The sequence below is a fragment of the Allocatelliglobosispora scoriae genome (assembly GCF_014204945.1).
Lineage (GTDB): Bacteria > Actinomycetota > Actinomycetes > Mycobacteriales > Micromonosporaceae > Allocatelliglobosispora > Allocatelliglobosispora scoriae.
This window is the reverse complement of record NZ_JACHMN010000001.1, coordinates 820,807-847,056: the sequence shown is the minus strand read 5'-3', so window position 1 is coordinate 847,056 and position 26,250 is coordinate 820,807. Positions and strand designations below refer to the sequence as shown.

The following is a 26,250-nucleotide window of genomic DNA, read 5'->3' as shown; positions in this document are numbered from 1 at the left end:
TAGGTCTTCAGGACCGTTGGTCGGTCAGCCCTGCCTGTGCGTTCAGCTGGGCCCGCTTAGACTCCGGTGTCGCGTTGATGGCGGCGAGCGCGTCAGCGCAGACCTTCCCGACGATGTCGTCCGGAACGTGGTGCCTCTTCATCCCGTCGACCATCGCATCCCACGTGATCGGGTCCAGTTCGCAGGTCGGCTCAGTCGTCGTCATTGATGTCCCCGTCGTCGATGTTGCAGGCCCGTCGGTCGTCGGCGGTTTCCAGTTCCATCTCACGATAGGGCTTGCCATCCGCAGCAGGTGCGGTTTCGACCGCCTGCAGCAAGCCGGTCTAGCGTGTCAGCCCGGCCGGTGGGGCACCCGGCCAGGGTGCCCCACCGGTGCGTCACGGCAGCAGGCGGGGGTTGAACGTCAGCGTCGGTGAGGCGTTCGCAGCCAGCCAGTGGGCCATGTCGGGCCACCACGCGCCGGCGGCGGGGTCGACTGTCCCGTATTCGGGGTCTTCCGGTCCGGCGGTGCCGCGCTTGCAGCTGCCGTCGGATTCGCCGATCGTCTTGATCCACAGGAACGCGTCGGTGAGTGCCAGTCCGGTCTTGGCCGTCGGTCGGGCGCCGATGCCGCGCTGGGGCGGGTTGCACCAGGTTTCGGCGTCGGAGTATTTCCCGGCGGGGGCGGTCCAGGGGCCGATGCCGTTGCGGCTGGTGTCGATGACGTTGTGGGTGAGCTGGTCCAGCGGCGGGGTGCCGACGTTCTGGTCGAACCAGGCGTCGGTCCAGTGCCAGGTCGACGGGTCCTCGTAGACGACCGAGTTGCCGGGCTGCCCGTCGTTGGGGGCGGCGGCGGAGTAGTACTGGCTGGCGCACCAGTCGGTGTGTCCGCGGGCCCAGTCGGGTCCCTTGGTGGACCACCAGACGCACTTGGCGACCCAGGTGGAGTACTGGGCGTTCTGCTCGGTGCGCCAGTAGTTGGAGACGTTGACGGCGAAGCCGCGAGCCTGGTCGATGCCGGCCTGCAGGAGGCGTTCGGCGATGACGCCGACGGCCTGCCAGCCGCTGTTGCCCGCGTCGAGGTAGACCGACGTGTGGGGCTGGGCGCCGAAGAGGCCGACGGCGGCCTTGAGGTCGGCCAGGCGCTGCGCGGTCAGCTCCCCGGTGGGGTCGATGTTGCCGGCGCAGTCCTTGGGCAGCAGCGACAGCCCGTCGGGTTCGACGATGACGACGGCCTTGCCGTCGCCGATCGCGGCGGCGAACGCGGCGATCCAGGTGCGGTATTCGGCTGACGACTGCGCGCCGCCGGCGGAGTAGAGGCTGCAGTCGCGGCCGGGGATGTAGTAGCTGACCAGCACGGGGACGGTGCGGGTGAGCCGGGCGGCGGCCATGATCCGGCGTACCTGGGTGCTGATCTGCGCGGGGGTGCCGTTGTCGATCCAGATCGCCTGCGGCCAGGTGGCCAGCTGGGCCATCCGCAGGGCGTTGGCGGTGTCGCCCGCGCGCAGGTCGGCAAGGGCCTGCTGGGCTCCTCCGGCGGCGGGGTCGACGTAGAAGCGGGTGTCGGCGGGCAGCGTGCGGTGCGCCGGGGCCGTGGGCGCGGCCGCCGACGCGGGGGTGGAGGGGGCGACAGCGGCGGCCGTCAGGGCCAGCGCCGCCAGGCAGGACAGTAGCCGCCTTGGTGCGTGCATCGGGTCTCCTCGGAACGGACGGGACGGGTGCAAAACGAGTGGGAGAAACTGGAAGCGCTCCCAGTTTCCACACGCATCGTCGTCGATCCTGGAGGGACTGTCAATGGATGACAACGGCCTCCAATCCCGCAACCGCTACCAACTGCCCTGATCACCATCACAGCATGGCTGGGAGCGGTTGCGGGGATGTCGGGCAGGCGAACCGGTGCCGAAAGCCCGTCAATTCTGGAAGCGCTGCCTACCCTCGGCGGGACCCGGCTGCCCTACTATGGGTCGCGCCGACCCCCGACGAAAGGCCGGGCACCGCCCATGGACACCGCGTCGTCCCCCCGCACGCCCACTCTCGAAGACGTCGCCGAGCGGGCGGGGGTGTCGCGTTCGGTGGCCTCGCGTGCGATCAACAACGTGGGCAACGTCAGCGACACGAAGCGGGCTGCGGTGCACCGTGCGGTCAGGGAGCTGGGCTACGTCCCCAATCCGTCCGCGCGGGCTCTGGCCACCAACCGGGTCGGCGCGGTGGTGCTGGCGGTCGCCACCGACGAGCCGGGCATCTTCGCCGACGCCTTCTTCGCCCAGGTCATTTACGGCATCAGCGTCGCGCTGGAACGCACCGACGTCACCCTGACGCTGGTGCTGGCCGGGCGGCCCGAGGGCGCCGCCAAGCTGCGGCAGATCGTGCGGTCGCGGCGCGCGGACGGGATCATGCTGATGAACCTGCACGGCGACGATCCGCTCGCCAAGCTCGCCGAGCAGACCACCATGCCGGTCGTGTTCGGCGGCCGGCCGCTGGGGGCCGAGCCCCAGTGGTACGTCGACACCGACAACCGCAGCGGCGCACGGCTGGCCACAGAGCACCTCGTCGAGGCGGGGTACCGCCGCATCGCCACCATCACCGGGCAGCTCAGCCTCGATGTCGCTGAGGCGCGCTACCGCGGGTACCGCGACGCGATGGCGGTAGCCGAGCTGCCCGCGCACCGGGTGGAGCACGCCGACTTCAGTGAGGCCGGGGGCGCGGCGGCGATGGCCCGGCTGCTGGAGGCCCACCCCGATCTCGACGCGGTCTTCGCCGCCTCCGACAACATGGCCGCTGGTGCGCTGCGGACCCTGCGGGCGTGGGGCCGGGCCGTCCCGGACGAGGTCGGCGTCGTCGGCTTCGACGACCTGCCGACGGCTCTGCATACGGACCCGCAGCTCACGACGGTCCGGCAGCCCATAGAGGCGCTCGGTGCGGAGATGGCCAGGATGCTGCTGTCGATTCTGGACGGTGTGCGGCCGACCCCGCTGATCCTGCCGGCCCGGCTCGTCGTGCGCGGCTCGACTCGCCCGGCTGCCGACCGGTAGCGGGTTCGTCTCCCCGTACCGGTCGGGCCGGGGCCCGGTCGAGCGGGGTCGTCGCGTCCACCCGGGACGGGCCTCGTCCGAGGACTCCGACTGCGCCCGTCGTTGTCGCATACAGACAGCGGTCCCCAGTGGGTGTGCCCACACTCGCCGGGGACCGCCGCCTTCCACGGACGGAAGCGCGCCGTCCCGGTCGGCCAGGGCTTCACGTGCGTTGACGCCGCCGCAACCATCGCGGCCGACCGGGGCTCCGTGCAACTGGAAGCGCTTCCATTTTGGAAGCTACCTGGATGCTTCTCGCGTGTAAAGGCCGAGTTGCCGATCGATGCCTAGGTGGGGTCTTGACAGCTCAGGAAGACATATCCATCATCGTCTGTGACGCCGTTGGACCATCAGGGTGACTGGGAGCCCTTCCAGATCACTTGCGATACAAGGCAGCACAGGCAGGCCTGGGTGCTCTGCACCCCCGGTCGGCCACCGCCCCGTCCGTTCGCCACGCCGGCGACGGATGCCGCTGTCCCCGTCCACGGCGTACCGCCGCCCGCGGTCGCCCCGGCACACCGGAGCAGGCAATGAGACGCCTCACCCGCACCCTCGTCCTCGCCGCGACCATGGCGGTCGCCGCCGTCGCGGCCACCGTCCCACCCACCGGCGCGTACGCCGCCATCGGCGGCAGCTTCAGCGACGGCTTCAGCTCGTACAACACCAGCCGGTGGTACAAATCAGACGGCTGGAGCAACGGCAGCATGTTCAACGTCGGCTGGCGCGCCGACCACGTCTGGTTCAACGGCGGGGTCATGGGCATCAACCTGGACACCGCCACCTGCCCCGGCGGCTGCTCCGGGAAGCCCTACGCCTCCGGCGAGTTCCGCACCACCGACCTCTACTCCTACGGCCGGTTCGAGACTCGCATGCAGGCCGTCAAACGCTCCGGCACGGTGACCTCGTTCTTCACCTACACCGGTCCGAGCGACAACCAGCCGTGGGACGAGATCGACATCGAGATCCTGGGCAAGAACACCACCCAGATGCAGACCAACTACTTCACCAACGGCGTCGGCGGCCACGAGAAGATCATCAACCTCGGCTTCGACGCCTCGGCCGGCTACCACACCTACGCCTTCGAATGGTGGAACCAGGGCACGATCAACTGGTTCGTCGACGGCCGCCTCGTCCATCAGGAGAACGGGTCACGCGGCCCGCTCCCGACCCGCCCGCAGCGCATCATGGCAAACCTCTGGCCCGGCATCGGCGTCGACGGCTGGCTCGGCCCCTTCTCCTACCCGGGAACACCGCTGACCGCCCGCTACGACTCGGTCACCTACACCAAGTACTGAGCTTCCGACACCACGACCTTTCTCGATGACGGCCAACGTGACGCTAGTGAGGGCGACATAGCGGTAGTCGAATGGCATCACATGTCAGAAGGCATCCGACTGGCTTCGCCAATGTGTGCCTCCAGTCGATGAGGGATACATCCGCATCGGCTGGAGGCACTGCCATTTCCTGAGGCGGACAAGACAATCCTCACTGGCGGCGGCATAGCGGAGCCGGCGTCCGCGGAAGCGATCTCCGCAAGCCTCACGGGCTGCGACTTCGTTGCCGCTCCGCACATAACAGTCGATGAGGAAGAAACGTGTGCCAATTTCCACTCAACATTTCTGCGCCAAATTTGTTATCTCACGCCGCTAGGGGAAGTCGCCGATCTGCCACTCGTCAATTAAATGCGCCTATTTGGCCGATCCCCCTTGATAGCGGTGAAACATTCTGGCAATCTCGCCAACATCTATATGAGACGCCTCGGTCGTGTGTGCGGACGGTGACTGTAGGGCAAGCTCCGGCTTAGCGGCATGAGGCCTCGCCGATGTGCGAAGGCCGCAGCACCACAACACGGATCCGGCAAGCGAGGGGTGAGGAGGGGGTCGTCCAACGCGAAATGTTAGCGCTCACATCGTCAGATAAGGGATGAGTACCTGCACAGATGCCAAGTCCGCTTCACTCGAACGTCTTCAAAGGAGCCAGATGAACTCCCCTCACCGGGCCACCGCGCCGCCCAGACGCCGCCGACTGCTCTTGGCGATCATCGCGGCGATGGCCACCCTTCTCAGCGGAATCGGATTGGTCGCGGTCACCGCCCAGAGCGCGTCGGCGGCGACGGTGGATCCGAACGCCTGGTACACCCTGGTCAACCGCAACAGCGGTAAAGCCGTCGACATCTGTGGTGCTTCGACCGGTGACGGTGCCTGTGTGCAGCAGTATTCCCGGTCCGGGGGTACGAACCAGCAGTTCCAGTTCGTGTCGTCGGGGAACGGTTTCTACCGGATCAGGGCGCGGCATTCCGGCAAGGTCCTCGATGATTACAACTTCTCGACCGCTGACGGTGCCCCGGTCCGGCAGTGGACCGACACCAACGGCACCAACCAGCAGTGGGCCCTCGCCGACTCCGCCGACGGGTACGTCCGGTTCCTCAACCGCCACAGCGGCAAGGCCCTCGAGGTCCAGGGCGCCTCCACCGCCGACGGCGGTGCGGTCGTCCAGTACGCCGACTGGGGCGGCACCAACCAGCAGTGGCAGCTGATCGCGGTCGGCGGCACCCCGCCCTCCCCGACACCCACCACCTCACCGTCGTCTTCGCCCGGTGGGTGCACGCTGCCCTCGAGCTACCGGTGGACCTCGACGGGTGCCCTGGCGGCCCCGAAGTCGGGGTGGGTGTCGTTGAAGGACTTCACCGTCGCCCCCTACAACGGGCGGCAGCTCGTCTACGCCACCACCCATGATTTCGGGTCCGCGTGGGGGTCGATGAACTTCGGCCTGTTCACGAACTGGTCCGACATGGCGTCGGCCAGTCAGAACGGCATGTCGTCGGCGACGGTGGCACCGTCGCTGTTCTACTTCGCGCCCCGCGGCATCTGGGTCCTGACCTACCAGTGGGGACCCACCGCGTTCTCCTACCGCACCACCACCGACCCCACCAACCCCAACGGGTGGTCCGCGGCGCAACCCCTGTTCACCGGGAGCATCAGCGGGTCGGGGACCGGACCGATCGACCAGACCATCATCGGCGACAGCACCACCATGTACCTGTTCTTCGCCGGCGACAACGGCAAGATCTACCGGGCGAGCATGCCGATCGGGAACTTCCCCGGCAGCTTCGGCTCCACCTACACCACCATCATGACCGACTCGACGAACAACCTGTTCGAAGCACCCCAGGTCTACAAGGTCGCCGGCCAGAACCAGTACCTGATGATCGTCGAAGCGATCGGCGCCAACGGCCGCTACTTCCGGTCCTTCACCGCGACCAGCCTGGGCGGGTCATGGACACCGCAGGCCGCCACCGAGAGCAACCCCTTCGCGGGCAAAGCCAACAGCGGCGCCACCTGGACCAACGACATCAGCCACGGCGAACTCCTACGCACCACCGCCGACCAGACCATGACCATCGACCCCTGCAACCTCCAACTCCTCTACCAAGGCCGCGCGACCAACTCCGGCGGCGACTACGGCCTGCTGCCCTACCGACCCGGCCTCCTCACCCGACAGCGCTAACGGTGTCCGCCACTCCGCGAACGCGCTGATCCGGCCGCTCCCGCCCCGCCCGGCGGGAGCGGCCACCGAAGACCTCCGTCACAGCTCCCCAGGCTGGGCGCTGCAGGAGCCAGCCGTCGCTTCGCCACTGCGTCGGTGGTCGGACCGGCGGCGTCGCGTCCGTCCCGATCGGTCACGGGTCGCATATGCCATGACCGGCCACCGCGCACGACTACACCTTTGATCACAGCGAGAGGATCGACATGCTCACACGTCCACGCTGGCTCAGCCTCGCCATGCTCACCCTGGCGCTGGCAGTGACAGGAATCGCCGCGTACAGCGGCCCGGCTCACGCCGAGTCCAACGGCGGCGTACGCGTCATGCCGCTGGGTGACTCGATCACCGAAGGCACCCAGGTGCCGGGCGGATACCGGATCGGCCTGTGGCAGCGGATGGCCGCCGGAGGGTACCGGGTCGACCTCGTCGGCTCGCAGTTCAACGGACCGTCCAACCTCGGCGACCACGACCACCAGGGCCACCCGGGGTGGCGGATCGACCAGATCCACGCCAACATCACCGGCTGGCTGCAGACGACGACCCCGCGTACCGTCCTGCTGCACATCGGCACCAACGACGTGCTGCAGAACTACAACCTCTCCGCAGCGCCGAACCGGCTGTCGGCCCTGATCGACCGCATCACCGCCGCCGCACCGACCGCGGACGTGTTCGTCGCGACGATCATCCCGCTGAGCAACGGCGGCCAGGAGAACGCCGCCCGCACCTTCAACGCAGCCATCCCCGGCATCGTCCAGAGCAAGGTCAGCGCGGGCAAGCGCGTCCACCTCGTCGACATGCACTCCGCTCTCACCACGGCCGACCTCATCGACGGCATCCACCCCACGGCCAACGGCTACGACAAGATGGCCGCGACCTGGTACGGGGCCCTGCAAGCGGTGCCCGGAAGCATCGGCACCGGCGGGGGATCGACGTCGTCCGCGCTGGTCGGCGCGGCGTCCGGGCGCTGCCTGGACGTCCCCAACGCCAACACGGCCAACGGTGTGCAGCCGATCATCTGGGACTGCAGCGGCCGGACCAACCAGCAGTGGACCGTCTCCGGCCAGACGATCCAGTCCCTCGGCAAGTGCCTCGACTCGCCGACGAACGCGGCCGCCGGGTCCAAGGCTCAGATCTGGGACTGCACGGGCGCCGCGAACCAGCGGTGGACCTTCAACAGCAACGGCAGCATCAGCAACGCCGCCTCGGGCCTGTGCCTGGACGTTTCTGGCGCAGCCACCGCGAACGGCTCGCAGGTCATCCTGTGGACCTGCACCGCAGCGGCGAACCAGCGGTGGACCCGCACCTGACCCGCCCTCCGCACGCGTAGCGCACTCGACGACTACGCGGCCCTCGACCCCTGACTTCGTGCCGTCCCTGCCCAGGACGGCACGGACCGTCCACGCCGCGACGCGAGCGCGCCGCTGCGGCGTCCCGTTCCCACCTGAGGAGACAGCACCGTGATGACCACCCCGACCCGACCACCCGTATCCCGCTGGCTGGCGGTGCTCGCCGCCTGCGCCCTGGCCGCCGCCGGCGCCGTCGGGGCGACGGCACTGTCCGGACCGCCGGCGTACGCCGCGTCCACCCCGGGCTGCGGCAAGGCGCCCACGCTGCGAACCGGCAGCTACACGATCCAGAGCAGCGGCCAGAACCGCAGCTTCACCCTGCGCGTCCCCGACGGCTACACCAACACCCGCCCCTACCGGTTGATCTTCGCCTACCACTGGCGCGGCGGCACCATGAGCGACGTGGCCTCCGGCGGCGGCAGCGGGACCTCCTGGGCCTACTACGGCATGCAGGAGCAGTCGGGCAACAGCGCGATCCTCGTCGCGCCGCAGGGCATCGGCAACGGCTGGCCCAACAGCGGCGGCCAGGACGTCACGTTCACCGACGACATGATCCGCATGATCGAAAACGACCTGTGCGTCGACACGACGCAGCTGTTCGCCATGGGGTTCAGCTACGGCGGCGGCATGAGCTACGCCGTCGCCTGCACCCGGTCCACAGTCTTCCGGGCAGTCGTGGTCTACTCCGGAGCCCAGCTGTCCGGCTGCTCCGGCGGGACCCAGCCCATCGCCTACTTCGGCATCCACGGCATCTCCGACAACGTGCTCCCCATCGCGCAGGGCCGCGGGCTGCGCGACACGTTCCTGCGCAACAACGGCTGCGCGACCCAGAACGCCCCGGAACCCACGGTGGGCAGCGGCCGGCACATCACCACCACCTACTCGTGCCGCGCCGGCTACCCCGTCCAGTGGGCGGCCTTCGACGGCGGCCACGGCCCGGGCCCGGTCGACGGCTGCTCCGGCTGCGAGGACGGCACCAGGACCTGGACCAAGGGCGAGGCCTGGCGGTTCATCTCCCAGCTCGGCACCACCATGCCACCGAGCTCTCCGCCGCCGAGCAGCCCCGCTCCCGGCCAGTCCAACGTCCTGCTCGTCGGCCAGCAGTCCGGGCGCTGTGTCGACGTGCCCAACGCGTCGACCGCGAACGGCACCCAGGTGCAGCTCTACGACTGCCACGGCCAGACCCACCAGCGCTGGACCTACACCAGCAGCCGCCAGCTCACCGTCTACGGCAGCAAGTGCCTCGACGCTTCCGGGCAGGGCACGGGTAACGGCACCGCGGTGGTGATCTGGGACTGCAACGGCCAGGCGAACCAGCAGTGGACGGTCGGCGCCAACGGCACCGTCACCGGGGTCCAGTCCGGGCTCTGCCTGGACGCCAGCGGCAACGCGACCGCCAACGGTACGCGCATCCAGCTGTGGAGCTGCCACGGCGGGGCCAACCAGCAGTGGTCCCTGCGCAACTGACCGCGTACCCCTCATCTCGCAACTGACAGGAGCGAACAGTGACATTCCGATTTCGGCGAGCGGTGAGACGCACCGCGGCCCTGGCGGCCGCGCTGCTGTGCGCGTCCGTGCTGACCCCGCTCGCGGCCCGCGCGGACAACCCGGTCGTGCAGCACGTCTACACCGCCGACCCGGCGCCGCTGGTCCACAACGGCCGGGTGTACCTCTACACGGGGCACGACGAGGACGGCTCGACCTACTTCACGATGCGCAACTGGCGCGTCTGGTCCTCTGCGGACATGGTCAACTGGACCGACCACGGCTCGCCGATGAGCCTGTCCACCTTCAGCTGGGCGAGCTCCGACGCGTGGGCCGGCCAAGCCGTCTACCGCAACGGCAAGTTCTACTGGTACGTGCCGGTGCGCATGGCCAACGGCGCCAACGCCATCGGCGTCGGGGTGGCCGACAGCCCCACCGGCCCGTTCCGGGACGCGCTGGGCCGCCCGCTCATCCAGAACTCCGAGATCGACCCCACGGTCTTCATCGACGACGACGGCCAGGCGTACCTGTACTACGGCAACCCGCGTCTGTGGTACGTGCGGCTCAACAGCGACATGATCTCCTACTCCGGCAGCCCGACGCAGATCCCGCTGACCACGTCGGGGTTCGGCACCCGCAGCGGAGACGCCAACCGGCCCACCCTCTACGAGGAAGGCCCGTGGGTCTACAAGCGCAACAGCCTCTACTACATGGTGTTCGCGGCGAAGTGCTGCTCGGAGTTCATCGCCTACTCCACGGCACCCGGCCCGACCGGCCCGTGGACGTACCGCGGCACGATCATGCCGACGCAGGGCGGCAGCTTCACCAACCACGCCGGCCTGGTCGACTTCAACGGCGGCTCCTACTTCTTCTACCACAACGGCGCGCTGCCCGGTGGCGGCGGCTACACCCGCTCCGTGGCGGTGGAGAAGTTCAGCTACAACTCCGACGGCACGATCCCCACGATCAACATGACCTCGACCGGGGCACCGCAGGCGGGCACCCTCAACCCGTATGTCCGCCAGGAGGCCGAGACCGTCGCCTGGGGCAGCGGCATCGAGACCGAAGCCGCCGGCGAAGGTGGCATGAACGTCGGCTGGATCGACAACGGCGACTACATCAAGGTCAAGGGCGTCGCGTTCGGCAACGGGGCCAACTCGTTCACCGCCCGCGTCGCGTCTGCGGCGAGCGGCGGGCGCATCGAGGTACGCCTCGACGGCGCCTCCGGCACGCTGGTCGGCACCTGCACCGTTCCCGGCACCGGCGGGTGGCAGACCTGGACCTCGGTGTCGTGCCCCGTCAGCGGCGCGACCGGTACCCACGATCTCTACCTGCGCTTCACCGGCGGCAGCGGGTCGCTGTTCAACGTCAACTGGTGGCAGTTCGCCGCCGGGCAGTCCGCCGGCTACCCGACCGGCTACCACCCGCTGGTCATCGGCAGCAACGGGCTGTGCCTCGACGTCAGCGGCGCGTCCACGGCGGCCGGGGCCGCGATCACCCAGTACACCTGCAGCGGACAGACCAACCAGGGCTTCCAGTTCGTGCCGGTCTCCGGCGGCTACGGCCGTCTGCAGGCCCAGCACTCGGGGTACGACGTCGCCGTGGCCGGGAGCTCGACCACCGCGGGCGTACCCAACATCGTCCAGCAGGTGCCCAACAGCGGCGCCAACAGCCTCTGGCTGCCGGTGCAGCAGGCGGACGGCTCCTACTCCTTCCGCAACCAGAACAGCGGCCTGTGCCTGGACGTCTACAACGCCAACAGCACCCTCGGCCAGCAGCTCGACCAGTGGCAGTGCAAGAACGCCGCCGGCACCAACCAGGACTTCACACCCCGCTGAGCGCGCCCGGGGCGGCGACGCCCCGGGCCTGGCAAGGGAGCCAACCCATGAAACGACTGCTCGCAGCGGTCTGCGCCGCCGTGCTCGTCTCGTTCGCCCTCATGGCCGTGACGGGCCGGCCGGCGTCGGCCGCGACCCTGACCCAGGTGGGGGGCTTCGGCAACAACCCCACCGGTCTCAACATGTACGTCTACGCGCCGGACGTGACCGCCTCGCGGCCGGCGCTGCTGGTCCTCGTCCACTACTGCGGCGGATCGGCGTCGGGGATCTTCGGCGGCAACGGCCGCGACTTCGTGACCGCCGCGGACCGGTACGGCTTCGTCATCGTCCTGCCGGAGGCGACCCGCAGCGGACACTGCTTCGACGTCTCCACCCCGGCGGCGCTGCGCCGAGACGGCGGCGGCGACTCCACCGGCATCATGTCGATGGTCGGCTGGGCCCGCAGCCGTTACAACGCCGACCCGGCCCGGATCGTCGTCAGCGGCTTCTCCTCCGGGGCGATGATGACCAACGTCCTGGCCGCGCAGTACCCGGACGTCTTCGCCGCCGCCTCGGCGTTCTCCGGCGTACCCGCCGGCTGCTTCGCCACCACCGACGGCAGCCTGTGGAACAGCCAGTGCTCCGGCGGCACCATCACCCGCACCGCGCAGCAGTGGGGCGACACGGCCCGGGCCATGTACCCGGGCTACACCGGACGCCGACCCCGCATCCAGCTGTGGCACGGAACCACCGACACCACGCTGGCCTACCCCAACTTCGGTGAAGAGATCAAACAGTGGACGAACCTCCACGGCCTGAGCCAGACACCAGCCGCCACTGACAGCCCGCAGCCGAGCTGGACCAGGACCCGCTACGGCACCACCGGCACGCAGGCCACCGTCGAAGGGGTGAGCATCTCCGGCACCGGGCACACCCTGCCGCAGGCCGGGATGCTGGCCTACGCCGTGGCGTTCCTCGGCCTGGACACCGGCGCGCCGCCGTCGAGCCCGTCACCGAGCAGCTCGGCGGGAGGCCGCACCAACGTCATGATCGCCGGGGCGGCGTCGAACCGGTGCCTGGACGACCCCAACGCCTCCACCGCCAACGGCACGCAGACCCAGCTCTACGACTGCTGGGGCGGCACCTCGCAACGCTGGACGTACACGCCGGCCAAGCAGCTGACCGTCGTGGGCAAGTGCCTGGACGCCAGCGGCCACGGCACCGCCAACGGCACCGCTGTGATCATCTGGGACTGCAGCGGCGGCACCAACCAGCAGTGGAACCTCAACGCCAACGGCTCCATCTCCGGGGTGCAGTCGGGGCTGTGCCTCGACGCGGTCGGGGCGGGCACCGCCAACGGCACGAAGATCCAGCTCTACGCGTGCCACGGCGGCACCAACCAGCAGTGGGCCCTGCGCACCTGACCCGATGACGATCCCTCACGACTGGAGAAGACGATGAAACACCGATCCGGAACATGGCGGTGGGGCACAGCCCTGGCCGCAGCCCTCCTGACCGCCTCCGCCGTCGCCTGGCACGCCACCGCGGTCCAGGCCCTGGACAACGGCGTCGCCCGCACACCGCCGATGGGCTGGAACTCCTGGAACACCTTCGGCTGCAACATCAACGAGGCCCTCATCCGGCAGATGGCCGACGCCATGGTCAGCACCGGCATGCGTGATCTCGGCTACCAGTACGTCGTCGTGGACGACTGCTGGTTCAACCCCAACCGGGACTCCTCCGGCAACCTCCAAGGCGACCCCTCGAGGTTTCCCAGCGGAATGAAGGCCCTCGGCGACTACCTGCACGGCAAGGGCCTCAAGTTCGGCCTCTACCAGGTCCCCGTGGACAAGACGTGCGCCCAGTACTTCGGCAGCTACCCGGGTGCGACGGGCAGCCAGGGACACGAGGCACAGGACGCCCGCCAGTTCGCGGCCTGGGGCGTCGACTTCCTCAAATACGACTGGTGCTCGCCCAACGGCTCGATCGACCAGCAGGTGACGACCTTCGCCAAGATGCGCGACGCGCTCGCGGCCACCGGCCGCCAGATCGTCTACAGCATCAACCCCAACAGCATCCACGCCAAGACCGGGCCGCAGCGCAACTGGGGCGACGTCGCCAACATGTGGCGTACGACGGAGGACATCACCAACGCCTGGGACACCGGCCAGGCCAACGGATACCCCATGGGAGTCCAGAACATCGTCAACGTCACCGTCCCCCTCGCCTCGTACGCACGGCCGGGAGGCTTCAACGACCCGGACATGATGGAGGTGGGCCGCGGCGGCATGACCGACACGGAGATGCGCAGCCACTTCGCCCTCTGGGCGATCCTGGCCGCACCGCTGATCGCGGGCAACGACCTGCGCTCGATGTCGTCGGCGACGCAGACGATCCTGAAGAACCAGAACCTGATCGCCGTCAACCAGGACTCGCTGGGACTGCAGGCGACCCAGGTGAGCAACGACGGGACACGACGAGTGCTGGCCAAGCGCCTCGCCAACGGGGACGTCGCCGTGGCGCTGTTCAACCAGGGCGGCGCCGCCACGACCGTCTCGACCACCGCCGCGGCGGTCGGGAAGAGCGGTACGTCGTTCACGCTGCTCGACGCCTGGACCAATGCCACCAGCACGACGAGCGGCTCGATCGCCGCCAGCGTCCCGGCACACGGCACGGTCTTCTACCGGGTCAGCGGCGGAACGATCGTGTCGCCGCCCCCGTCGACGACGACCGCCCTGGTCAGCGCCGCCTCGGGCCGCTGCCTGGACGTCCCGCAGAGCAACACCGCCAACGGCACCCAGCCGATCATCTGGGACTGCAACGGTGCGGCCAACCAGCGCTGGACCGCGAGCGGCCAGTCACTGCAGGCGCTCGGCAAGTGCCTCGACGCTCCCACCGGAGCCACGGCCGGCAGCAAGGTCCAGCTGTGGGACTGCAACGGCCAGACCAACCAGCAGTGGACCTTCAACTCCAGCGGCACCGTCAGCGGTAACAGCTCCGGTCTCTGCCTGGATGTGAACGGAGCCGCGACGGCCAACGGCACCACCGTCATCCTCTGGACCTGCACCGGCGCCGCGAACCAGCGCTGGACCAGGCAGTGATCCGATAGCGAGGAGCGGGTGCCGGGTGGTGTGGGACCGGTCGGTACCCGCTCCTCGACGGGGGAGTCCGTGCGCCGATGCCCGGTGGAGGCCGAACTGGCGGTGGGTGTCCGCGACGGCCACGAGGTCGTCGGCGGGTCGACGGCGGCCAGGGCCGCGCGAGCCGCCGTCGGCGACTGGCGACTGTCTCGTCAACGGATGTCGGATTCCTCGTCCAGTACCCGCTGGGCGACGGCGAAGGCGGAGTTGGCGGCCGGTACCCCCACGTAGACGGCGGCGTGCAGGATGACCTCGCCGATCTCGTCCGGCGTGAGACCGTTGCGCAGTGCGGCGCGTACGTGCAGCGCCAACTCCTCGTGGTGGCCGCCCGCGACGAGCGCGGTCAGGGTGACGCACGAGCGGCTGCGCCGCTCGAGGCCGGGCCGCGTCCAGATCTCGCCCCAGGCGTAGCGGGTGATGAAGTCCTGGAAGGGGGCCGTGAACCCGGTGGTGCGCGCGACCGCCCGGTCCACATGTGCGTCGCCCAGGCACGCCCGCCGCACCGACATGCCCTTGGCGCGGCGTTCGGCGTCGGTGGTGGCGGAGCCGAGTGGGCCGAGGAAGGCCCGCAGGGCGGCGTCGACCGCCCGGGGCTGCTCGACGGGGGCGAGATGGGCTGCGTGCGGGATCTCGACGAGCGTCGCGGCGGCGATGCCGTCGGCGAGAGCGCGCGCGTGCGCGGGCGGGGTGGCGATGTCGTCGCGCCCGGCGACGATGAGCGTCGGCGCGGTGATCCGGTGCAGGTCGGCACGCAGGTCGAAGGCGGCGAGGGCGTCGCAGCAGGCGGCGTAGGCAGCCGGGTCGGCGGCTGACAGGTCCGCGATGAGCCGGTCGGCCGCTGGATCGGCGAAGCCGTTGGTGAACCAGCGGCTTCGTGCCGCCTGGATCAGCGTCGCGGTTCCGTGCGCGCGCACGAGCGCGGCGCGGTCGTGCCAGCCGCCGGGTTCGCCGAATCGGGCGGAGGAGCAGACGAGGACGAGCGAGTCGATCCGGTCGGGGTGGTCGAGGGCGAGGCTCGCGCCGACGGCGCCGCCGAGGGAGATGCCGAGGTGGGTGAACCGGTCGATGCCGAGGTGGTCGGCGATGCCCACGACGAGGCGGGCGAGGCCGGTGACGGCGGCGCCGGAGCCGATCAGGTCGGCGGGGGAGCCGCCGTGCCCGGGCAGGTCCCAGCGCACGACGCGGAAGTCCCTGGCCAGCGCGGGCACCTGCGCGTTCCAGACGGCGAGCGAGGTGCCGAGCGACGGTCCGAGCAGGAGCGCCGGCGCGTCGGCCGGGCCGTCGACGGTGAAGTGCGGCAGGCCGTTCATGCCGGATCCCTCACGGGGTGGTGGGCGGTTGTCGCCGGGGTGGCGGATGTCCTGATGAGAGCCCGGTCGACGAGCGCGGCGGCGGCCCCGATGTAGGTGGCGGGGCCGGCGGCGGACCGCAGCGCGGCGTGGTCGACGCGTTCGGCGAGCAGCGGGTCGCTGAGCAGGAGGTGGACGAGCGGTGTGCCGTCGTCCACAGCCTGGCGTGCAGCCCTTTCCAGCAGCCGCCGTGCCGGTTCGCGGCCGAGGACCGGTTCGATGTGGGCGGCGAGCCGCTCGCTGGCGATCAGTCCCCGGGTCAGGTGCAGGTTCGCCGCCATCCGGTCGGGGAAGACGCGCAGGCGCCGGGTCAGTTCCCCGGCGGCGTGGGCGGAGCTCGCGGCGAGCCGGAGCAGTTCGCGCAGCGGCTGCCATTCGGCGTGCCAGGCGCCGGCGGGACGTTCGTCCTCGGCGGCGACGCCGCCCTGCACGACGGCGTTGAGGGCGGGTGCCTGGCGTGCGGCGGCGGCGATCAGCGTGGCCCGGACCGGGTTCGCCTTGTGGGGCATGGCCGACGAGGCGCCGCCGGTGCCTTCGGCGAGTTCGCCGATCTCCGTGCGGGACCCGACGAGCACGTCGGCGGCGAGTTTGCCCAGCGCGCAGACGGTGAGGCAGAGCGCGGCGGCGAGGTCGGCGACCGGGGTGCGCAGGGTGTGCCACGGCAGGTCGGGGGCGGCCAGCCCCAGTTCGGCGGCGTACGCGGCGGGGAGGTCCAGCGCCGGCGGTGCGAATGCGGCGAGGGTGCCGGCGGCGCCGCCGAGCTGGGCGGGCAGCCGCAGCGCGCCGAGCCGGTCGGCTGCGTCGAGCACGAGGCTGCGCCAGCCGGCGGCTTTGAGGCCGAAGGTGGTGGGTACGGCGTGCTGGGTGAGGGTGCGGCCCGGCATCGCGGTGGTGCGGTGTGCCGAGGCCAGCGCGGCGAGGGCGGCCGCCGTCTCGTGGAGGTCGGCGGTGATCAGCGGCAGGACGCGGGCCGCCACGAGCATCATCGCGGTGTCGACGATGTCCTGGCTGGTGGCACCGCGGTGCACGGAGGCGGCGTCGGCCGGCACCGCCGCTCGGAGGGCGGCGACGAGCGGGATCACCGGGTTGCCGCCGCTGGCGGCTTGTACGGCGAGCTCCCGCAGGTCGAACAGGTCGGCGCGGGCGGCCGCGGTGATCGCGGCGGCTGCCGCCGCCGGTGCGTGGCCGAGACCGGCCTGGGCGCGGACGAGGGCCGCCTCGGCGTCCAGCATGGCCTGCAGCAGCGCGGTGTCGCCGGTCGCCGCCGCACCGGGGCAGCCCGCCGACAGCGGCGAGAGCAGGCCGACGTCGGCCCCGTCGGGGACCTGGTCACGGGAAGGCAAGGAAGACCGTCTCCTTCGGGCCCTGCAGGTGGATGTCGAAGCGATGGCAGCGCCCGCGGGCCGGGACCGCGAGCAGGGTCCGCCGCCTCTGCTCGGGCAGCGAGGCGAGCAGCGGGTCCGCAGCGGTGTCGGTGCCAGTGAGGTAGGCGCGGGTGTAGAGGTGGTGCAGCAGGCCCCGGGCGAAGACGCACACCGACAGGTACGCGTTCTGTCCGGGCGGCAGCGTGTGCAGCGTGTAGGCGCCGTCGGCGTCGGTGGCGACGCGGGCGAAGCCGGTGAAGGTGTGCCCGTCGCGTCCGGCGTACCCGCCGGTGGTGGGGTCGCGGCGCAGGGAGCCCGGTGCGCCGCGGCGGCTGCCGTCGGGTGCGGGCTGCCAGAACTCCAGCAGCGCGTCGGGGACCGGGGCGCCGGCGCCGTCGTAGACGCGGCCGTGGACGGTGATGGTGTCGGGGTGGCCCGCCGGTGCGACCGCCGCGCCGTCGGGGAAGGGCAGGGCGTAGCCGTAGAACGGGCCGATGGTCTGCGAGGGCGTGGGGTGCATCAGCGTCCTTCCTCGATCCAGGTGGCGGCGGGGCCGTCCAGGACGATGTCCCAGCGGTAGCCGAGCGACCACTGCGGGACGGACAGGTCGTGGTCGTAGGCGGCGACCAGCCGGGCCCGGGCGGCGTCGTCGGTGACCGCCTGCAGGATCGGGTCGTAGGCGAACAGGGGATCGCCGGGGAAGTACATCTGCGTCACGAGGCGCTGGGCGAAGGCGGTGCCGAACAGGGAGAAGTGGATGTGCGCGGGCCGCCATGCGTTGGTGTGGTTGAGCCACGGGTAGGCGCCGGGTCTGACGGTGGTGAAGCGGTAGCCACCGTCGTCGCCGGTCAGGCAGCGGCCGACGCCGGTGAAGTGGGGGTCCAGCGGGGCGGGGTGCTGGTCGCGCTGGTGTGCGTACCGGCCGGACGCGTTGGCCTGCCAGATCTCCACGAGCTGGCCGCGGACCGGGCGCCCGGCGCGGTCCAGGACGCGGCCGGTGACGGTGATCCGCTCGCCGAGCGGTTCGCCCGCGTGCTGGCGGGTCAGGTCGGCGTCGAGTTCGGTGACATCGGTGACGCCGAAGACGGGACCGGACAGCTCGACCGCGTCGGGGTCGGCGACCGTGACCAGCGGGTGTGCCGGGTGACGCAGTTCGCTGCTGCGGTAGGGCGGGTAGCGGCGGTCGGGGTGGTGCCGCACGGCGCCGGTCGCCCGGTGCCGTGCGGCCTCCACGCCGATCAGCGCGGAGATGTCCCGCTGAGTGGGGATCATGGTGGTCACCTTTCCAGGACGAGGGCCAGCCCCTGGCCGACGCCGACGCACAGCGTCGCCACTCCCACGCCGCCGCCGGCGGTGTGGAGCTGGTGGGCGACGGTGCCGGCGAGGCGGGCGCCGGAGGCGCCCAGGGGGTGGCCGATGGCGATGGCGCCGCCGAGCGGGTTGACGACGGCCGGGTCCAGGTCGGGCCAGTGCGCCAGGCAGCCGAGCACCTGGGCGGCGAAGGCCTCGTTGAGTTCCAGCGTGGCGAGGTCGGCGACGGTGCGCCCGGCCCTGGTCAGGGCACGCTCGACCGCCTCGACCGGGCCGAGGCCGAAGTAGCGCGGGTCGATGCCGGTGACGGCGCTGGCGCGCAGCCGGGCGAGCGGTTCGCGGCCGAGGGCGGCCAGGCCCGTGTCGTCGCAGAGCAGCAGAGCGGCGGCGCCGTCGTTGAGCGGAGAGGCGTTGCCGGCCGTGACGGTGCCGCCGTCGGGGCGGAACGACGGCGCCAGCCGCGCCATCGCGCTCAGCGAGGCGTCGGGCCGCACGCACTCGTCGCGGTCCACGACGACGGGCTCGCCTTTGCGCTGCGGGACGGCCACGGGCGCGATCTCGGCGTCGAAGCGCCCCTCGGCGGAGGCTTGGGCGGCGCGGCGGTGGCTCTCGAGCGCGTAGGCGTCCTGCTGCTCGCGGGTGACGGCGTGCCGGTCGGCGATGAGCTCGGCGGATTCGCCGAGGGCGATGGTCCACTCGGGGTTCATGCGCGGGTTGACCATGCGCCAGCCCAGCGTCGTGGAGAACAGCTGGGTGTGACCGGCGGGGAAGGCGCTGTCGTTCTTGGGCAGGACGTAGGGTGCGCGGGTCATCGATTCGACGCCCCCGGCGACGACGATGGAGGCGTCTCCGGCGGCGATGGCGCGTCCGGCCTGGATCACGGCCTCCAGGCCCGAGGCGCACAGCCGGTTGACGGTCACCCCGGGCACGGTGACGGGGAGCCCGGCCAGTAGCACCGCCATCCGGGCGACGTCGCGGTTGTCCTCGCCGGCGCCGTTGGCGTTGCCGAGGTAGACGTCGTCGATGAGGGCGGGGTCCAGGCTCGGGGTGCGGGCCAGGAGCTCGCGGATCGCGTGCGCGGCCAGGTCGTCGGGGCGCACGGCGGCGAGCCCGCCGTTGTAGCGACCGAACGGCGTGCGCACGGCGTCGACGATGTAGACGGATGTGGTCATCGGTTACTCCCGGTCCGGATGCGCAGAGCCGCGCCGGTGCGCGCGGTGACCTGCGCTGGTGTGACGCCGGGGGCCGTCTCCACGAGCACCAGGCCAGCGTCGGTGACGTCGAGGACACCGAGGTCGGTGATGACGCGGTGGACGCAGGCGCTGCCGGTGAGCGGCAGCGTGCATTCGTCGACGAGCTTCGGGGAGCCGTCCCGGGCGTTGTGCTCCATCAGCACGATCACCTACGGGCGCCGTGGACCAGGTCCATGGCACCGCCCATGCCTTTGACGGTCTTTCCGGGGATCATCCAGTTGGCGAGGTCGCCCCGGGCGGAGACCTGCATGGCGCCGAGGACCGCGACGTCGATGTGCCCGCCGCGGATCATGCCGAACGACAGCGCCGAGTCGAAGAACGACGCTCCGGGCAGGACCGTGACGGTCTCCTTGCCGGCGTTGACGAGGTCGGGGTCGACCTCGTCCTCGGTCGGGTAGGGGCCGACGCCGAGCAGGCCGTTCTCTGACTGCAGCACCACGTCGACGCCTGCGGGCAGGAAGTTCGGCACGAGGGTGGGCAGCCCGATGCCGAGGTTGACGTAGGAGCCGTCGGTCAGCTCCCGCGCGGCGCGTGCCGCCATCTCGTCCCTGGTCCAGCTCATCGCTGCCGCACCGTCCTTCGCTCGATCGCCTTGTCCGCGGCCTGGTGCGGGGTCAGCGCGACGACGCGCCGTACGAAGACCCCGGGCAGGTGGATCTCGTCCGGGCCCAGGTCGCCGGGCTCGACGAGCTCCTCGACCTCGGCGATCGTGACGCGGCCCGCCATCGCGGCGAGCGGGTTGAAGTTGCGGGCGGCCTTGTTGAAGACGAGGTTGCCGTGGCGGTCCCCGCGTGCCGCCCGGACCAGGGCGAAGTCGGTGGTGATGCCGCGTTCCAGGACGTAGCGGCGGCCGTCGAAGTCGCGGACCTCCTTGGGCGGGGAGGCGAGCGCCACGGTGCCGTCGGCGTGGTAGCGCCACGGCAGGCCGCCGTCGGCGACCTGGGTGCCGACCCCGGCGGGGGTGAAGAATCCGGGGATGCCGCAGCCGCCGGCGCGCAGCCGTTCGGCGAGGGTGCCCTGGGGGACGAGTTCGAGTTCGAGCTCGCCGGTGAGGTAGCGGCGGGCGAACTCCCGGTTGGTGCCCACGTAGGAGCCGGTGACGCGGGCGATGCGCCCGGCGGCGAGCAGGATGCCGAGTCCGCCGCCGTCGACGCCGCAGTTGTTGGAGACCACGCTCAGTCGGTCGGCGCCGTGGCGGTGCAGGGCCTCGATCAGCACGTTGGGTACGCCGCTGAGGCCGAAGCCGCCGACGGCGAGCGACGAGCCGTCGCCGATGTCGGCGACGGCGTCGTCGGCCGAAGGGCTCACCTTGTCCATGTCCTGCTTCTTTCCGGGAGGTCGTCGTCTGTCTGTCCGGCCGGGCCGCGCCGGGGCGGTCCCGCCGGTCATGGGTGGTCGTCCAGCCGCCAGCCGGGCCGGGGTGTGGAGGCGATGAGCCGCCGGGTGTAGTCGTCGCGGGGGTCATCGAGAACCTGGTCGGCGGTGCCCGACTCGACGACGCGTCCGTGGCGCATGACGACGACCTCGTCGGCGATCTGCCGGACGACGGCGAGGTCGTGCGTGATGAACAGGTACGCGGTGCCGAGGTCGCGTTGCAGCCGGTTGAGGACGTTGAGGATCTGCGCCTGCACCGACACGTCCAGGGCGGAGACGGGTTCGTCGAGCACCAGCAGCCGGGGCCGCGGCGCGAGCGCCCGGGCGATGGCGACGCGCTGGCGCTGCCCGCCCGACAGCCGCGCCGGGGTGGCCCGGGCGTGGTCGGCGTCGAGGCCCACCAGGTGCAGCAGTTCGCCGACGCGGGCCCGCCGGTCGGCGGCCGAACCCGGCGCGGCGAGCCGGACCGCCTCGTCGAGCGCGTCGCCGACGCGCTGCGCCGGGTCCAGGGTGGCGTAGGGGTCCTGGGGGACGAGCTGCAGCTGGGTGCCGCGCCGGCGGCGGTGCCGGGCGGCCCGGGCGACGCGGGTGCGGTCCTCGCCGCAGACGGTGACCGACCCCGACGTGGCGGCCAGCAGCCCGCTGACGATGGCGCCGACGGTGGTCTTACCGGCACCGGATTCGCCGACGACGGCGAGGGTGCGCCCGGCGTCGAGGGTGAAGGAGACGTCGGATACGACCTGGTGGTCGCCGTACCGCTTGGAGACTCCCGTGACCGTGAGCAGCGGCTCGTCAGGCATCTTCACCGACTCCTTTCGCCAGGTGGGCGTCCAGGTCGCCCCGGGCCGACTCGTACGCCCGGTGGCAGGAGACGACCGCCGGTCCGACCGCGACCGGCGCCGGTGCCTCGGTGGCGCAGCGGGTCTCGGCGACGGGGCAGCGGGCGGCGTAGGGGCAGCCGGGTCCGGCGTGCGCCGCCGAGCGGGGGCTGCCCGCGATGACGGGCAGCGACGGCAGCCGCCGGTGCAGCGACGGCCGGGCGGCCAGCAGCGCCCGGGTGTAGGGGTGCACCGGCCGGCGGTGAGCGTGTCGGCGGGGCCGGTCTCGAGGACCCGGCCGGCGTAGAGCACCGCCAGACGCTCGCAGACGGCGGCGGCGAGGTCCAGGTCGTGCGTCACGAAGATCATCGCGGTGGCGGTCTCCCGGCGCAGGTCCGCGATGAGCCGCAGGACGTCGGCCTGGGTGGTGACGTCGAGTGCGGTGGTCGGTTCGTCGGCGAGCAGCAGCGCCGGGCGCTCCGTCATCACGGAGGCGATCATGATGCGCTGCAGCAGCCCGCCGGAGAGCTCGAACGGGTACTGGGCCATGCGCCGGGCCGGGTCGGTGACGCCGATGCGGCGCAGCACGTCGTGGGCGTGCCGGGTCGCGGCCGCCCGGTCGTCGCCGCGGTCGCGGCAGCGCTCCAGCAGGAACGCGCCGACGGTATGGACCGGGTTGACGGCGGTCCGCGGGTCCTGGAAGACCATGCCGATCGACCGGTGGTAGCGCCGAAGCGCCGCCCGGCGCAGGTCTGGCACGTCGGTGCCCCCGACGGTGACCGAACCGCCGGTCGCGGCGCCGTCGGGCAGCAGGCCCGCGATCGCGCGTACCGTCATGGATTTCCCCGACCCGGACTCGCCGACCAGGCCGAGCGCGGCCCCCGGCGCGACCGCGAGGTCCACGCCCCGCAGGATCGGCACGCCGTCGATGTGCAGGGTCAGGCCCTCGACGCTGACGAAGTCAGTCATCGCTGCGGTCCTGACACCCGCGAGCCGACCGTGAACAGCGACAGGACCGTCGCGACGATCACGACGGCGGCCGCCGCGACCCCGAGGGGGTGCCCGCGCAGCAGGGCGTCTCGGTCGTTGACGAGCACCCCCCAGTCGGCGTCGGGCGCCTGGACCCCCAGGCCCAGGAACGACAGCGCGGCGAGGTCGAGCAGGGCGTAGGCGAACGCGACGCTCGCCTGGCCGAGCAGCGGCCCGGCGATGTTGCGCAGGATGTGCCGCAGCGAGATCCGCAGCGCCGGGTGGCCCTGCACCTCCAGCGCCCGCACGTAGGGTTTGACCCGTTCGGCTTCGGCCGCCGCGGTCGCCAGCCGTCCGACGTAGGGCAGGTAGGCGATCGCGAGCGCGGCGACCGCCGGGACGAGGCCGGGTCCAGCGACGGCCACGGCGAGGATGCCGAGCAGCAGCGCCGGGACCGCGAACAGCAGGTCCATGGCGCGGCCGACGACGGTCGCGGCCCATCCGCCCCGCCAGGCCGCTGCCAGCGCCAGCGGCACCCCGACCAGCAGCGACAGCGCCACGATCGCGGCGGGTCCGATCAGGGCCGTCCTGGTGCCCGCGATCAGCCGCGACGCGACGTCGCGGCCGGTGGCGTCGGTGCCCAGCCAGTGCGCGGCGCTGGGCGCCGCGTAACTGGCGAGCAGGTCGGCGTGGTTGGGGTCGTCCGGGGCGAGCCACGGCCCGAGGACGGCCGTGGCGGCCACGGCTCCCAGCACGGTGACCGCGAGCCAGCCGGTGGCCCGCAGGCCCGGACGTGTCCGGCCGACGGGGACGGCGATGGCGCTCATCGGGGCACTCCTGTCCTGATCCGGGGATCGAGCAGCCGGGTGGTCACGTCGGCGGCGAGGTTGAGCACGAGGAAGGTCGCCGCGACGATGAGCGCGACCGCCTGCACGGTCGTGAAGTCCTTCTGCTGCACGGAGCTGACGAGCAGTTCGCCGAGCCCGTGCAGCCCGAACGCCTGCTCCACCACGACCGCCCCCGTGATGAGTCCGGCCAGCTGCAGGCCGGCGGCGGTCGTGATGGGTGCCGCGGCGTTGCGCAGCACGTGGCTGCGGATGAGCCGGCGGGTGGAGATGCCGCGGACCCGGGCGGTGACCACGTGCTCGGAGCGCAGCTGGGTGCGGGCGGCGTCGCGGGTGACCCGGCTGAGCAGGCCGCTGGCGGTGACGGCCAGCGCCACCGCCGGCAGGGTCAGCCCGCGCAGGGTGCCGCCGTCGCCGAGGCCGTAGCTGGGGAACCAGCCCAGCCCGACGGCGAAGACTGCGATGAGCAGCCCCGAGGCGACGAACGCGGGGACGGCGGTGGCGATCGAGGTCGCGGTCGTGGTGGCCGCATCGAGCCAGCCGGGCCGCATCGCGGCGAGCAGCCCGCTGCCGACGCCGCCGACGAGGATCAGCACACCGGCGTACGCGATGAGGGTGAACGTGACGGTGGCCGGGGCGCCGAGCCGGTCGGCGACCGGCTGCCGGGTGATGAGCGAGGTACCCAGGTCGCCGGTGACCACGTGGCCGAGCCAGTGCAGGTAGCGCACGATGACGTTCTCGTCGAGCCCGAGATGGGCGCGGATGTGCGCGCGCACCTCGGGCGTCGGCGGGCGCGACCCGAACAGCACCTGCTCCGGGCTGCCGGGGGCGAGGTAGAGGCTGAGGTAGATCGCCAGACTCGCCGCCCACAGGGTGAACGCGAGCCCGGCGAGCCTACCGGCGAGGAACCGCAACATGAGCGCTCCGGGTCACTTTCCGCCGACGGCGGCGGCCCACGGCGAGGACATGTAGGAGAAGGTCAGCGTGGAGCCGGTGAGCCGTTTGTTCTCGAAGACCAGCGCTCGGGGCGCGACGATCGGAATGGCGGGCAGCGCGGCGGCGAGCTTCGCCTCGATCTCCAGGACCAGCCGGGCGCGTTCGACCGGGTCGGCGGTGCGGTCGGCTTTGGCGATGGAGTCCTCGACGGCCGCGTCGCGGTAGCCGCTGAAGTTCATGTTGCCGGTCGCGCCGCCGAGGAGCTGGTCGAGCAGCAGCGGTTCGGGAAGCTCCACATAGTTCTTGGTGAGGATCAGGTCGTAGGCGGAGCGGGCCGCCGGGTCGACGAACAGCGCGCCGTACTGCTGGTTGGGCAGGCCGAGCAGGGTGATGGTGAGCCCGATCCCGGCGGCTTCCTGCTGCACGACGGTGGCGATCTGGGAGCTCTCGGCGTCGCCGGCGGGGAAGGCGAACCGCAGCGGGGTGCTGCCGATGCCGGAGCCGGAGATCAGGGACTTCGCCTTGGCGAGGTCGGGTGCGGCGGTCGCGGCCCGGTAGGCCGGCTGGTACGCGGCCGCGGCCGTGCCCCAGGTGCCGGGTCCGGCGACCTTGTAGAGGGGGTCGGCGGTGCCGGCGAAGACCGCCTTGGCGATCCCGGCCCGGTCGAGGGCCATCGACAGCCCGGCTCGCACGTCGGCGTTGCCCGCGTGTCCGGTGGAGCTGGTGAAGAGCAGGTCAACGTTGATGGGTGTGGATCCCTCGGCGCCGACGTAGAGGGTGCCCGCCGACGACTTCTGCACGCTGGCCGCGACGTTGCTGGGCAGGGTCAGCGCGCCGTCGATGCCGCCGGAGGCTAGGCCGTTGGCGAGCGCGGACGGGTCGGCGGGGTAGACGAAGGTCCAGTTCTGGGCGCGGGCGGCCTTCGCCGGATCCCAGTAGCCGGGGTTCTTCTTCATCACCAGCGACGCCGCGCCGTCGTAGGAGACGAACTGGAACGGGCCGGTGCACATGACGCCGACCGGGGGAGTGCCGAAGCCGGGCCCCGCCTTCTCGGCGAACGCCTTCGCCACGACCGCACCCGCCAGGGTCGCCAGGGCGCTGGTGAACGCCACCGAGCGCTGCTTGAGGGTGACCGTGACGGTGTCGGCGGCGGTCGCCTCGATCTTCTCGACGGCGGAGAAGCTGCCGGAGTAGTTCGACGCGATCCTCGGGTCGAGGTTGCGCCGCAGGCTGAACGCGACGTCCTCGGCGGTCATCGGGGTGCCGTCCCAGAACGTCACGCCCTGGCGGACGGTGATCACGTAGTGCGTGTCGTCGGCGTACCCGAACTTCGCGGCCAGACCCGGTTGGAGGGAGTAGTCGGGGGCGACTCGGACCAGGGGCTCGCACATGTTCGGGATCGCCGTCTCCTCCGGGTAGTCAGCGATGCCCACCGGGTCCAACGTGATCACCGGCCGGTAGCCGCCGTACCAGGTCACCGACGCGACATCGCCGGTCGCGGTGCCGGTGGTGAGCGCGGCGGCGCTCGCGCCCGACACCGAGGTGGACGGGGTGGACGAGCCGCCGGAGCTGCACGCGGCCAGCGCCAGGGCGAGTGCGAACGAGCAGGTCGAGATGGCGAGGCGCCGGGACGTCGAGGGGATGTGCATG

The 26,250-nt window shown here is 71.5% G+C and carries 24 protein-coding genes and 1 pseudogene; 8 read left to right on the top strand and 17 right to left on the bottom strand.

Translation table 11 applies throughout. From position 1 onward, the window contains the following. Window positions 1-7: 7 nt before the first annotated feature. Genes F4553_RS03900 through F4553_RS03895 form a run of 3 tightly spaced genes read right to left on the bottom strand, consistent with a single transcriptional unit; the run spans window position 8 to window position 1,670 of the window. Window positions 8-205 (bottom strand): hypothetical protein, encoded by a 198-nt coding sequence (locus tag F4553_RS03900; protein ID WP_184832096.1) that lies wholly within the window; start codon window positions 203-205, stop codon window positions 8-10. Next, window positions 192-317: a hypothetical protein gene (locus F4553_RS41690; protein WP_281394939.1), complete on the bottom strand. Its 126-nt coding sequence runs from the start codon at window positions 315-317 to the stop codon at window positions 192-194. The genes F4553_RS03900 and F4553_RS41690 overlap by 14 nt, the downstream gene beginning before the upstream one ends. Window positions 318-377: 60 nt before the next feature. Beyond that, the gene (locus F4553_RS03895) at window positions 378-1,670 is read right to left on the bottom strand and encodes a glycoside hydrolase family 6 protein (protein WP_184832094.1); all 1,293 of its coding nucleotides are present in this window, start codon (window positions 1,668-1,670) and stop codon (window positions 378-380) included. 309 nt (window positions 1,671-1,979) lie between these two features. Here F4553_RS03895 and F4553_RS03890 point away from each other — a divergent pair, with 309 nt between their 5' ends. From F4553_RS03890 to F4553_RS03855, 8 genes are all read left to right on the top strand, one after another. After that, window positions 1,980-3,011 carry a LacI family DNA-binding transcriptional regulator gene (locus tag F4553_RS03890; protein WP_184832092.1) on the top strand — a complete coding sequence of 344 codons (1,032 nt, stop codon included), beginning with the start codon at window positions 1,980-1,982 and terminating at the stop codon, window positions 3,009-3,011. A gap of 569 nt (window positions 3,012-3,580) precedes the next feature. Next, on the top strand, window positions 3,581-4,345 hold the full coding sequence (bglS, locus tag F4553_RS03885; RefSeq protein WP_184832075.1) for a beta-glucanase: 765 nt from the start codon (window positions 3,581-3,583) through the stop codon (window positions 4,343-4,345). A 754-nt stretch (window positions 4,346-5,099) separates the two neighbouring features. Then, a complete protein-coding gene (locus F4553_RS03880) occupies window positions 5,100-6,557 on the top strand; it encodes a non-reducing end alpha-L-arabinofuranosidase family hydrolase (RefSeq protein ID WP_376776189.1) in 1,458 nt (485 codons plus the stop codon). A 242-nt stretch (window positions 6,558-6,799) separates the two neighbouring features. After that, on the top strand, window positions 6,800-7,900 hold the full coding sequence (locus tag F4553_RS03875; protein ID WP_184832071.1) for an RICIN domain-containing protein: 1,101 nt from the start codon (window positions 6,800-6,802) through the stop codon (window positions 7,898-7,900). Between the two features lie 153 nt (window positions 7,901-8,053). Next, window positions 8,054-9,406 (top strand): ricin-type beta-trefoil lectin domain protein, encoded by a 1,353-nt coding sequence (locus tag F4553_RS03870; RefSeq protein WP_184832069.1) that lies wholly within the window; start codon window positions 8,054-8,056, stop codon window positions 9,404-9,406. Window positions 9,407-9,468: 62 nt separating this feature from the next. Beyond that, window positions 9,469-11,262, top strand: coding sequence for a family 43 glycosylhydrolase (locus tag F4553_RS03865; RefSeq protein WP_221469683.1), 1,794 nt, complete (start codon window positions 9,469-9,471; stop codon window positions 11,260-11,262). A gap of 47 nt (window positions 11,263-11,309) precedes the next feature. Continuing rightward, complete coding sequence (locus F4553_RS03860) at window positions 11,310-12,665, top strand: extracellular catalytic domain type 1 short-chain-length polyhydroxyalkanoate depolymerase (protein WP_184832065.1); 1,356 nt, start codon at window positions 11,310-11,312, stop codon at window positions 12,663-12,665. A 33-nt stretch (window positions 12,666-12,698) separates the two neighbouring features. Continuing rightward, a complete protein-coding gene (locus F4553_RS03855) occupies window positions 12,699-14,342 on the top strand; it encodes a glycoside hydrolase family 27 protein (protein WP_184832063.1) in 1,644 nt (547 codons plus the stop codon). A 191-nt stretch (window positions 14,343-14,533) separates the two neighbouring features. On the opposite strand, the gene pcaDC is transcribed toward F4553_RS03855, so the two are convergent. From pcaDC to F4553_RS03795, 14 genes and pseudogenes are all read right to left on the bottom strand, one after another. Next, window positions 14,534-15,691 carry a bifunctional 3-oxoadipate enol-lactonase/4-carboxymuconolactone decarboxylase PcaDC gene (pcaDC, locus tag F4553_RS43120; RefSeq protein WP_184832061.1) on the bottom strand — a complete coding sequence of 386 codons (1,158 nt, stop codon included), beginning with the start codon at window positions 15,689-15,691 and terminating at the stop codon, window positions 14,534-14,536. After that, the gene (gene pcaB, locus F4553_RS03845) at window positions 15,688-17,073 is read right to left on the bottom strand and encodes a 3-carboxy-cis,cis-muconate cycloisomerase (protein WP_246465810.1); all 1,386 of its coding nucleotides are present in this window, start codon (window positions 17,071-17,073) and stop codon (window positions 15,688-15,690) included. Before pcaB ends, pcaDC begins: the two co-directional genes overlap by 4 nt. Continuing rightward, window positions 17,060-17,614, bottom strand: coding sequence for a protocatechuate 3,4-dioxygenase subunit alpha (pcaG, locus tag F4553_RS03840; RefSeq protein WP_184832059.1), 555 nt, complete (start codon window positions 17,612-17,614; stop codon window positions 17,060-17,062). The genes pcaB and pcaG overlap by 14 nt, the downstream gene beginning before the upstream one ends. Beyond that, window positions 17,614-18,366: a protocatechuate 3,4-dioxygenase subunit beta gene (gene pcaH / locus F4553_RS03835; RefSeq protein WP_184832057.1), complete on the bottom strand. Its 753-nt coding sequence runs from the start codon at window positions 18,364-18,366 to the stop codon at window positions 17,614-17,616. Before pcaH ends, pcaG begins: the two co-directional genes overlap by 1 nt. Window positions 18,367-18,371: 5 nt before the next feature. After that, window positions 18,372-19,577 carry a thiolase family protein gene (locus F4553_RS03830; RefSeq protein WP_184832056.1) on the bottom strand — a complete coding sequence of 402 codons (1,206 nt, stop codon included), beginning with the start codon at window positions 19,575-19,577 and terminating at the stop codon, window positions 18,372-18,374. After that, window positions 19,574-19,807 (bottom strand): CoA-transferase, encoded by a 234-nt coding sequence (locus F4553_RS43115; RefSeq protein WP_312875080.1) that lies wholly within the window; start codon window positions 19,805-19,807, stop codon window positions 19,574-19,576. The genes F4553_RS03830 and F4553_RS43115 overlap by 4 nt, the downstream gene beginning before the upstream one ends. Continuing rightward, on the bottom strand, window positions 19,804-20,220 hold the full coding sequence (locus F4553_RS43110; protein WP_312875079.1) for a CoA-transferase: 417 nt from the start codon (window positions 20,218-20,220) through the stop codon (window positions 19,804-19,806). Before F4553_RS43110 ends, F4553_RS43115 begins: the two co-directional genes overlap by 4 nt. Next, window positions 20,217-20,975 carry a CoA transferase subunit A gene (locus F4553_RS03820; RefSeq protein ID WP_184832055.1) on the bottom strand — a complete coding sequence of 253 codons (759 nt, stop codon included), beginning with the start codon at window positions 20,973-20,975 and terminating at the stop codon, window positions 20,217-20,219. Before F4553_RS03820 ends, F4553_RS43110 begins: the two co-directional genes overlap by 4 nt. 68 nt (window positions 20,976-21,043) lie before the next feature. Beyond that, window positions 21,044-21,832 carry an ABC transporter ATP-binding protein gene (locus F4553_RS42835; protein ID WP_184832054.1) on the bottom strand — a complete coding sequence of 263 codons (789 nt, stop codon included), beginning with the start codon at window positions 21,830-21,832 and terminating at the stop codon, window positions 21,044-21,046. Further along, window positions 21,825-22,103, bottom strand: coding sequence for an oligopeptide/dipeptide ABC transporter ATP-binding protein (locus tag F4553_RS42830; RefSeq protein WP_376776187.1), 279 nt, complete (start codon window positions 22,101-22,103; stop codon window positions 21,825-21,827). The genes F4553_RS42835 and F4553_RS42830 overlap by 8 nt, the downstream gene beginning before the upstream one ends. A 200-nt stretch (window positions 22,104-22,303) precedes the next feature. Next, window positions 22,304-22,819: pseudogene (locus tag F4553_RS42825) on the bottom strand (ATP-binding cassette domain-containing protein); the annotation flags it as partial. Next, window positions 22,816-23,646, bottom strand: coding sequence for an ABC transporter permease (locus F4553_RS03805; protein WP_184832053.1), 831 nt, complete (start codon window positions 23,644-23,646; stop codon window positions 22,816-22,818). The pseudogene F4553_RS42825 and the gene F4553_RS03805, both read right to left, overlap by 4 nt. Further along, window positions 23,643-24,581: an ABC transporter permease gene (locus F4553_RS03800; RefSeq protein WP_184832052.1), complete on the bottom strand. Its 939-nt coding sequence runs from the start codon at window positions 24,579-24,581 to the stop codon at window positions 23,643-23,645. Before F4553_RS03800 ends, F4553_RS03805 begins: the two co-directional genes overlap by 4 nt. A 12-nt stretch (window positions 24,582-24,593) precedes the next feature. Continuing rightward, a complete protein-coding gene (locus F4553_RS03795; RefSeq protein WP_184832050.1) occupies window positions 24,594-26,249 on the bottom strand; it encodes an ABC transporter substrate-binding protein in 1,656 nt (551 codons plus the stop codon). Between the last annotated feature and the right edge of the window lies 1 nt (window position 26,250).

Bases quoted from the DNA above. Each gene is read 5' to 3' on its own strand.
- F4553_RS03900 (WP_184832096.1), bottom strand. From the start codon at position 205: ATGACGACGACTGAGCCGACCTGCGAACTGGACCCGATCACGTGGGAT.
- F4553_RS03895 (WP_184832094.1), bottom strand. From the start codon at position 1,670: ATGCACGCACCAAGGCGGCTACTGTCCTGCCTGGCGGCGCTGGCCCTG.
- F4553_RS03890 (WP_184832092.1), top strand. From the start codon at position 1,980: ATGGACACCGCGTCGTCCCCCCGCACGCCCACTCTCGAAGACGTCGCC.
- bglS (WP_184832075.1), top strand. From the start codon at position 3,581: ATGAGACGCCTCACCCGCACCCTCGTCCTCGCCGCGACCATGGCGGTC.
- F4553_RS03880 (WP_376776189.1), top strand. From the start codon at position 5,100: ATGGCCACCCTTCTCAGCGGAATCGGATTGGTCGCGGTCACCGCCCAG.
- F4553_RS03875 (WP_184832071.1), top strand. From the start codon at position 6,800: ATGCTCACACGTCCACGCTGGCTCAGCCTCGCCATGCTCACCCTGGCG.
- F4553_RS03870 (WP_184832069.1), top strand. From the start codon at position 8,054: ATGACCACCCCGACCCGACCACCCGTATCCCGCTGGCTGGCGGTGCTC.
- F4553_RS03860 (WP_184832065.1), top strand. From the start codon at position 11,310: ATGAAACGACTGCTCGCAGCGGTCTGCGCCGCCGTGCTCGTCTCGTTC.
- F4553_RS03855 (WP_184832063.1), top strand. From the start codon at position 12,699: ATGAAACACCGATCCGGAACATGGCGGTGGGGCACAGCCCTGGCCGCA.
- pcaDC (WP_184832061.1), bottom strand. From the start codon at position 15,691: ATGAACGGCCTGCCGCACTTCACCGTCGACGGCCCGGCCGACGCGCCG.
- pcaG (WP_184832059.1), bottom strand. From the start codon at position 17,614: ATGCACCCCACGCCCTCGCAGACCATCGGCCCGTTCTACGGCTACGCC.
- pcaH (WP_184832057.1), bottom strand. From the start codon at position 18,366: ATGATCCCCACTCAGCGGGACATCTCCGCGCTGATCGGCGTGGAGGCC.
- F4553_RS03830 (WP_184832056.1), bottom strand. From the start codon at position 19,577: ATGACCACATCCGTCTACATCGTCGACGCCGTGCGCACGCCGTTCGGT.
- F4553_RS43110 (WP_312875079.1), bottom strand. From the start codon at position 20,220: ATGAGCTGGACCAGGGACGAGATGGCGGCACGCGCCGCGCGGGAGCTG.
- F4553_RS03820 (WP_184832055.1), bottom strand. From the start codon at position 20,975: ATGGACAAGGTGAGCCCTTCGGCCGACGACGCCGTCGCCGACATCGGC.
- F4553_RS42835 (WP_184832054.1), bottom strand. From the start codon at position 21,832: ATGCCTGACGAGCCGCTGCTCACGGTCACGGGAGTCTCCAAGCGGTAC.
- F4553_RS03805 (WP_184832053.1), bottom strand. From the start codon at position 23,646: ATGAGCGCCATCGCCGTCCCCGTCGGCCGGACACGTCCGGGCCTGCGG.
- F4553_RS03800 (WP_184832052.1), bottom strand. From the start codon at position 24,581: ATGTTGCGGTTCCTCGCCGGTAGGCTCGCCGGGCTCGCGTTCACCCTG.
- F4553_RS03795 (WP_184832050.1), bottom strand. From the start codon at position 26,249: ATGCACATCCCCTCGACGTCCCGGCGCCTCGCCATCTCGACCTGCTCG.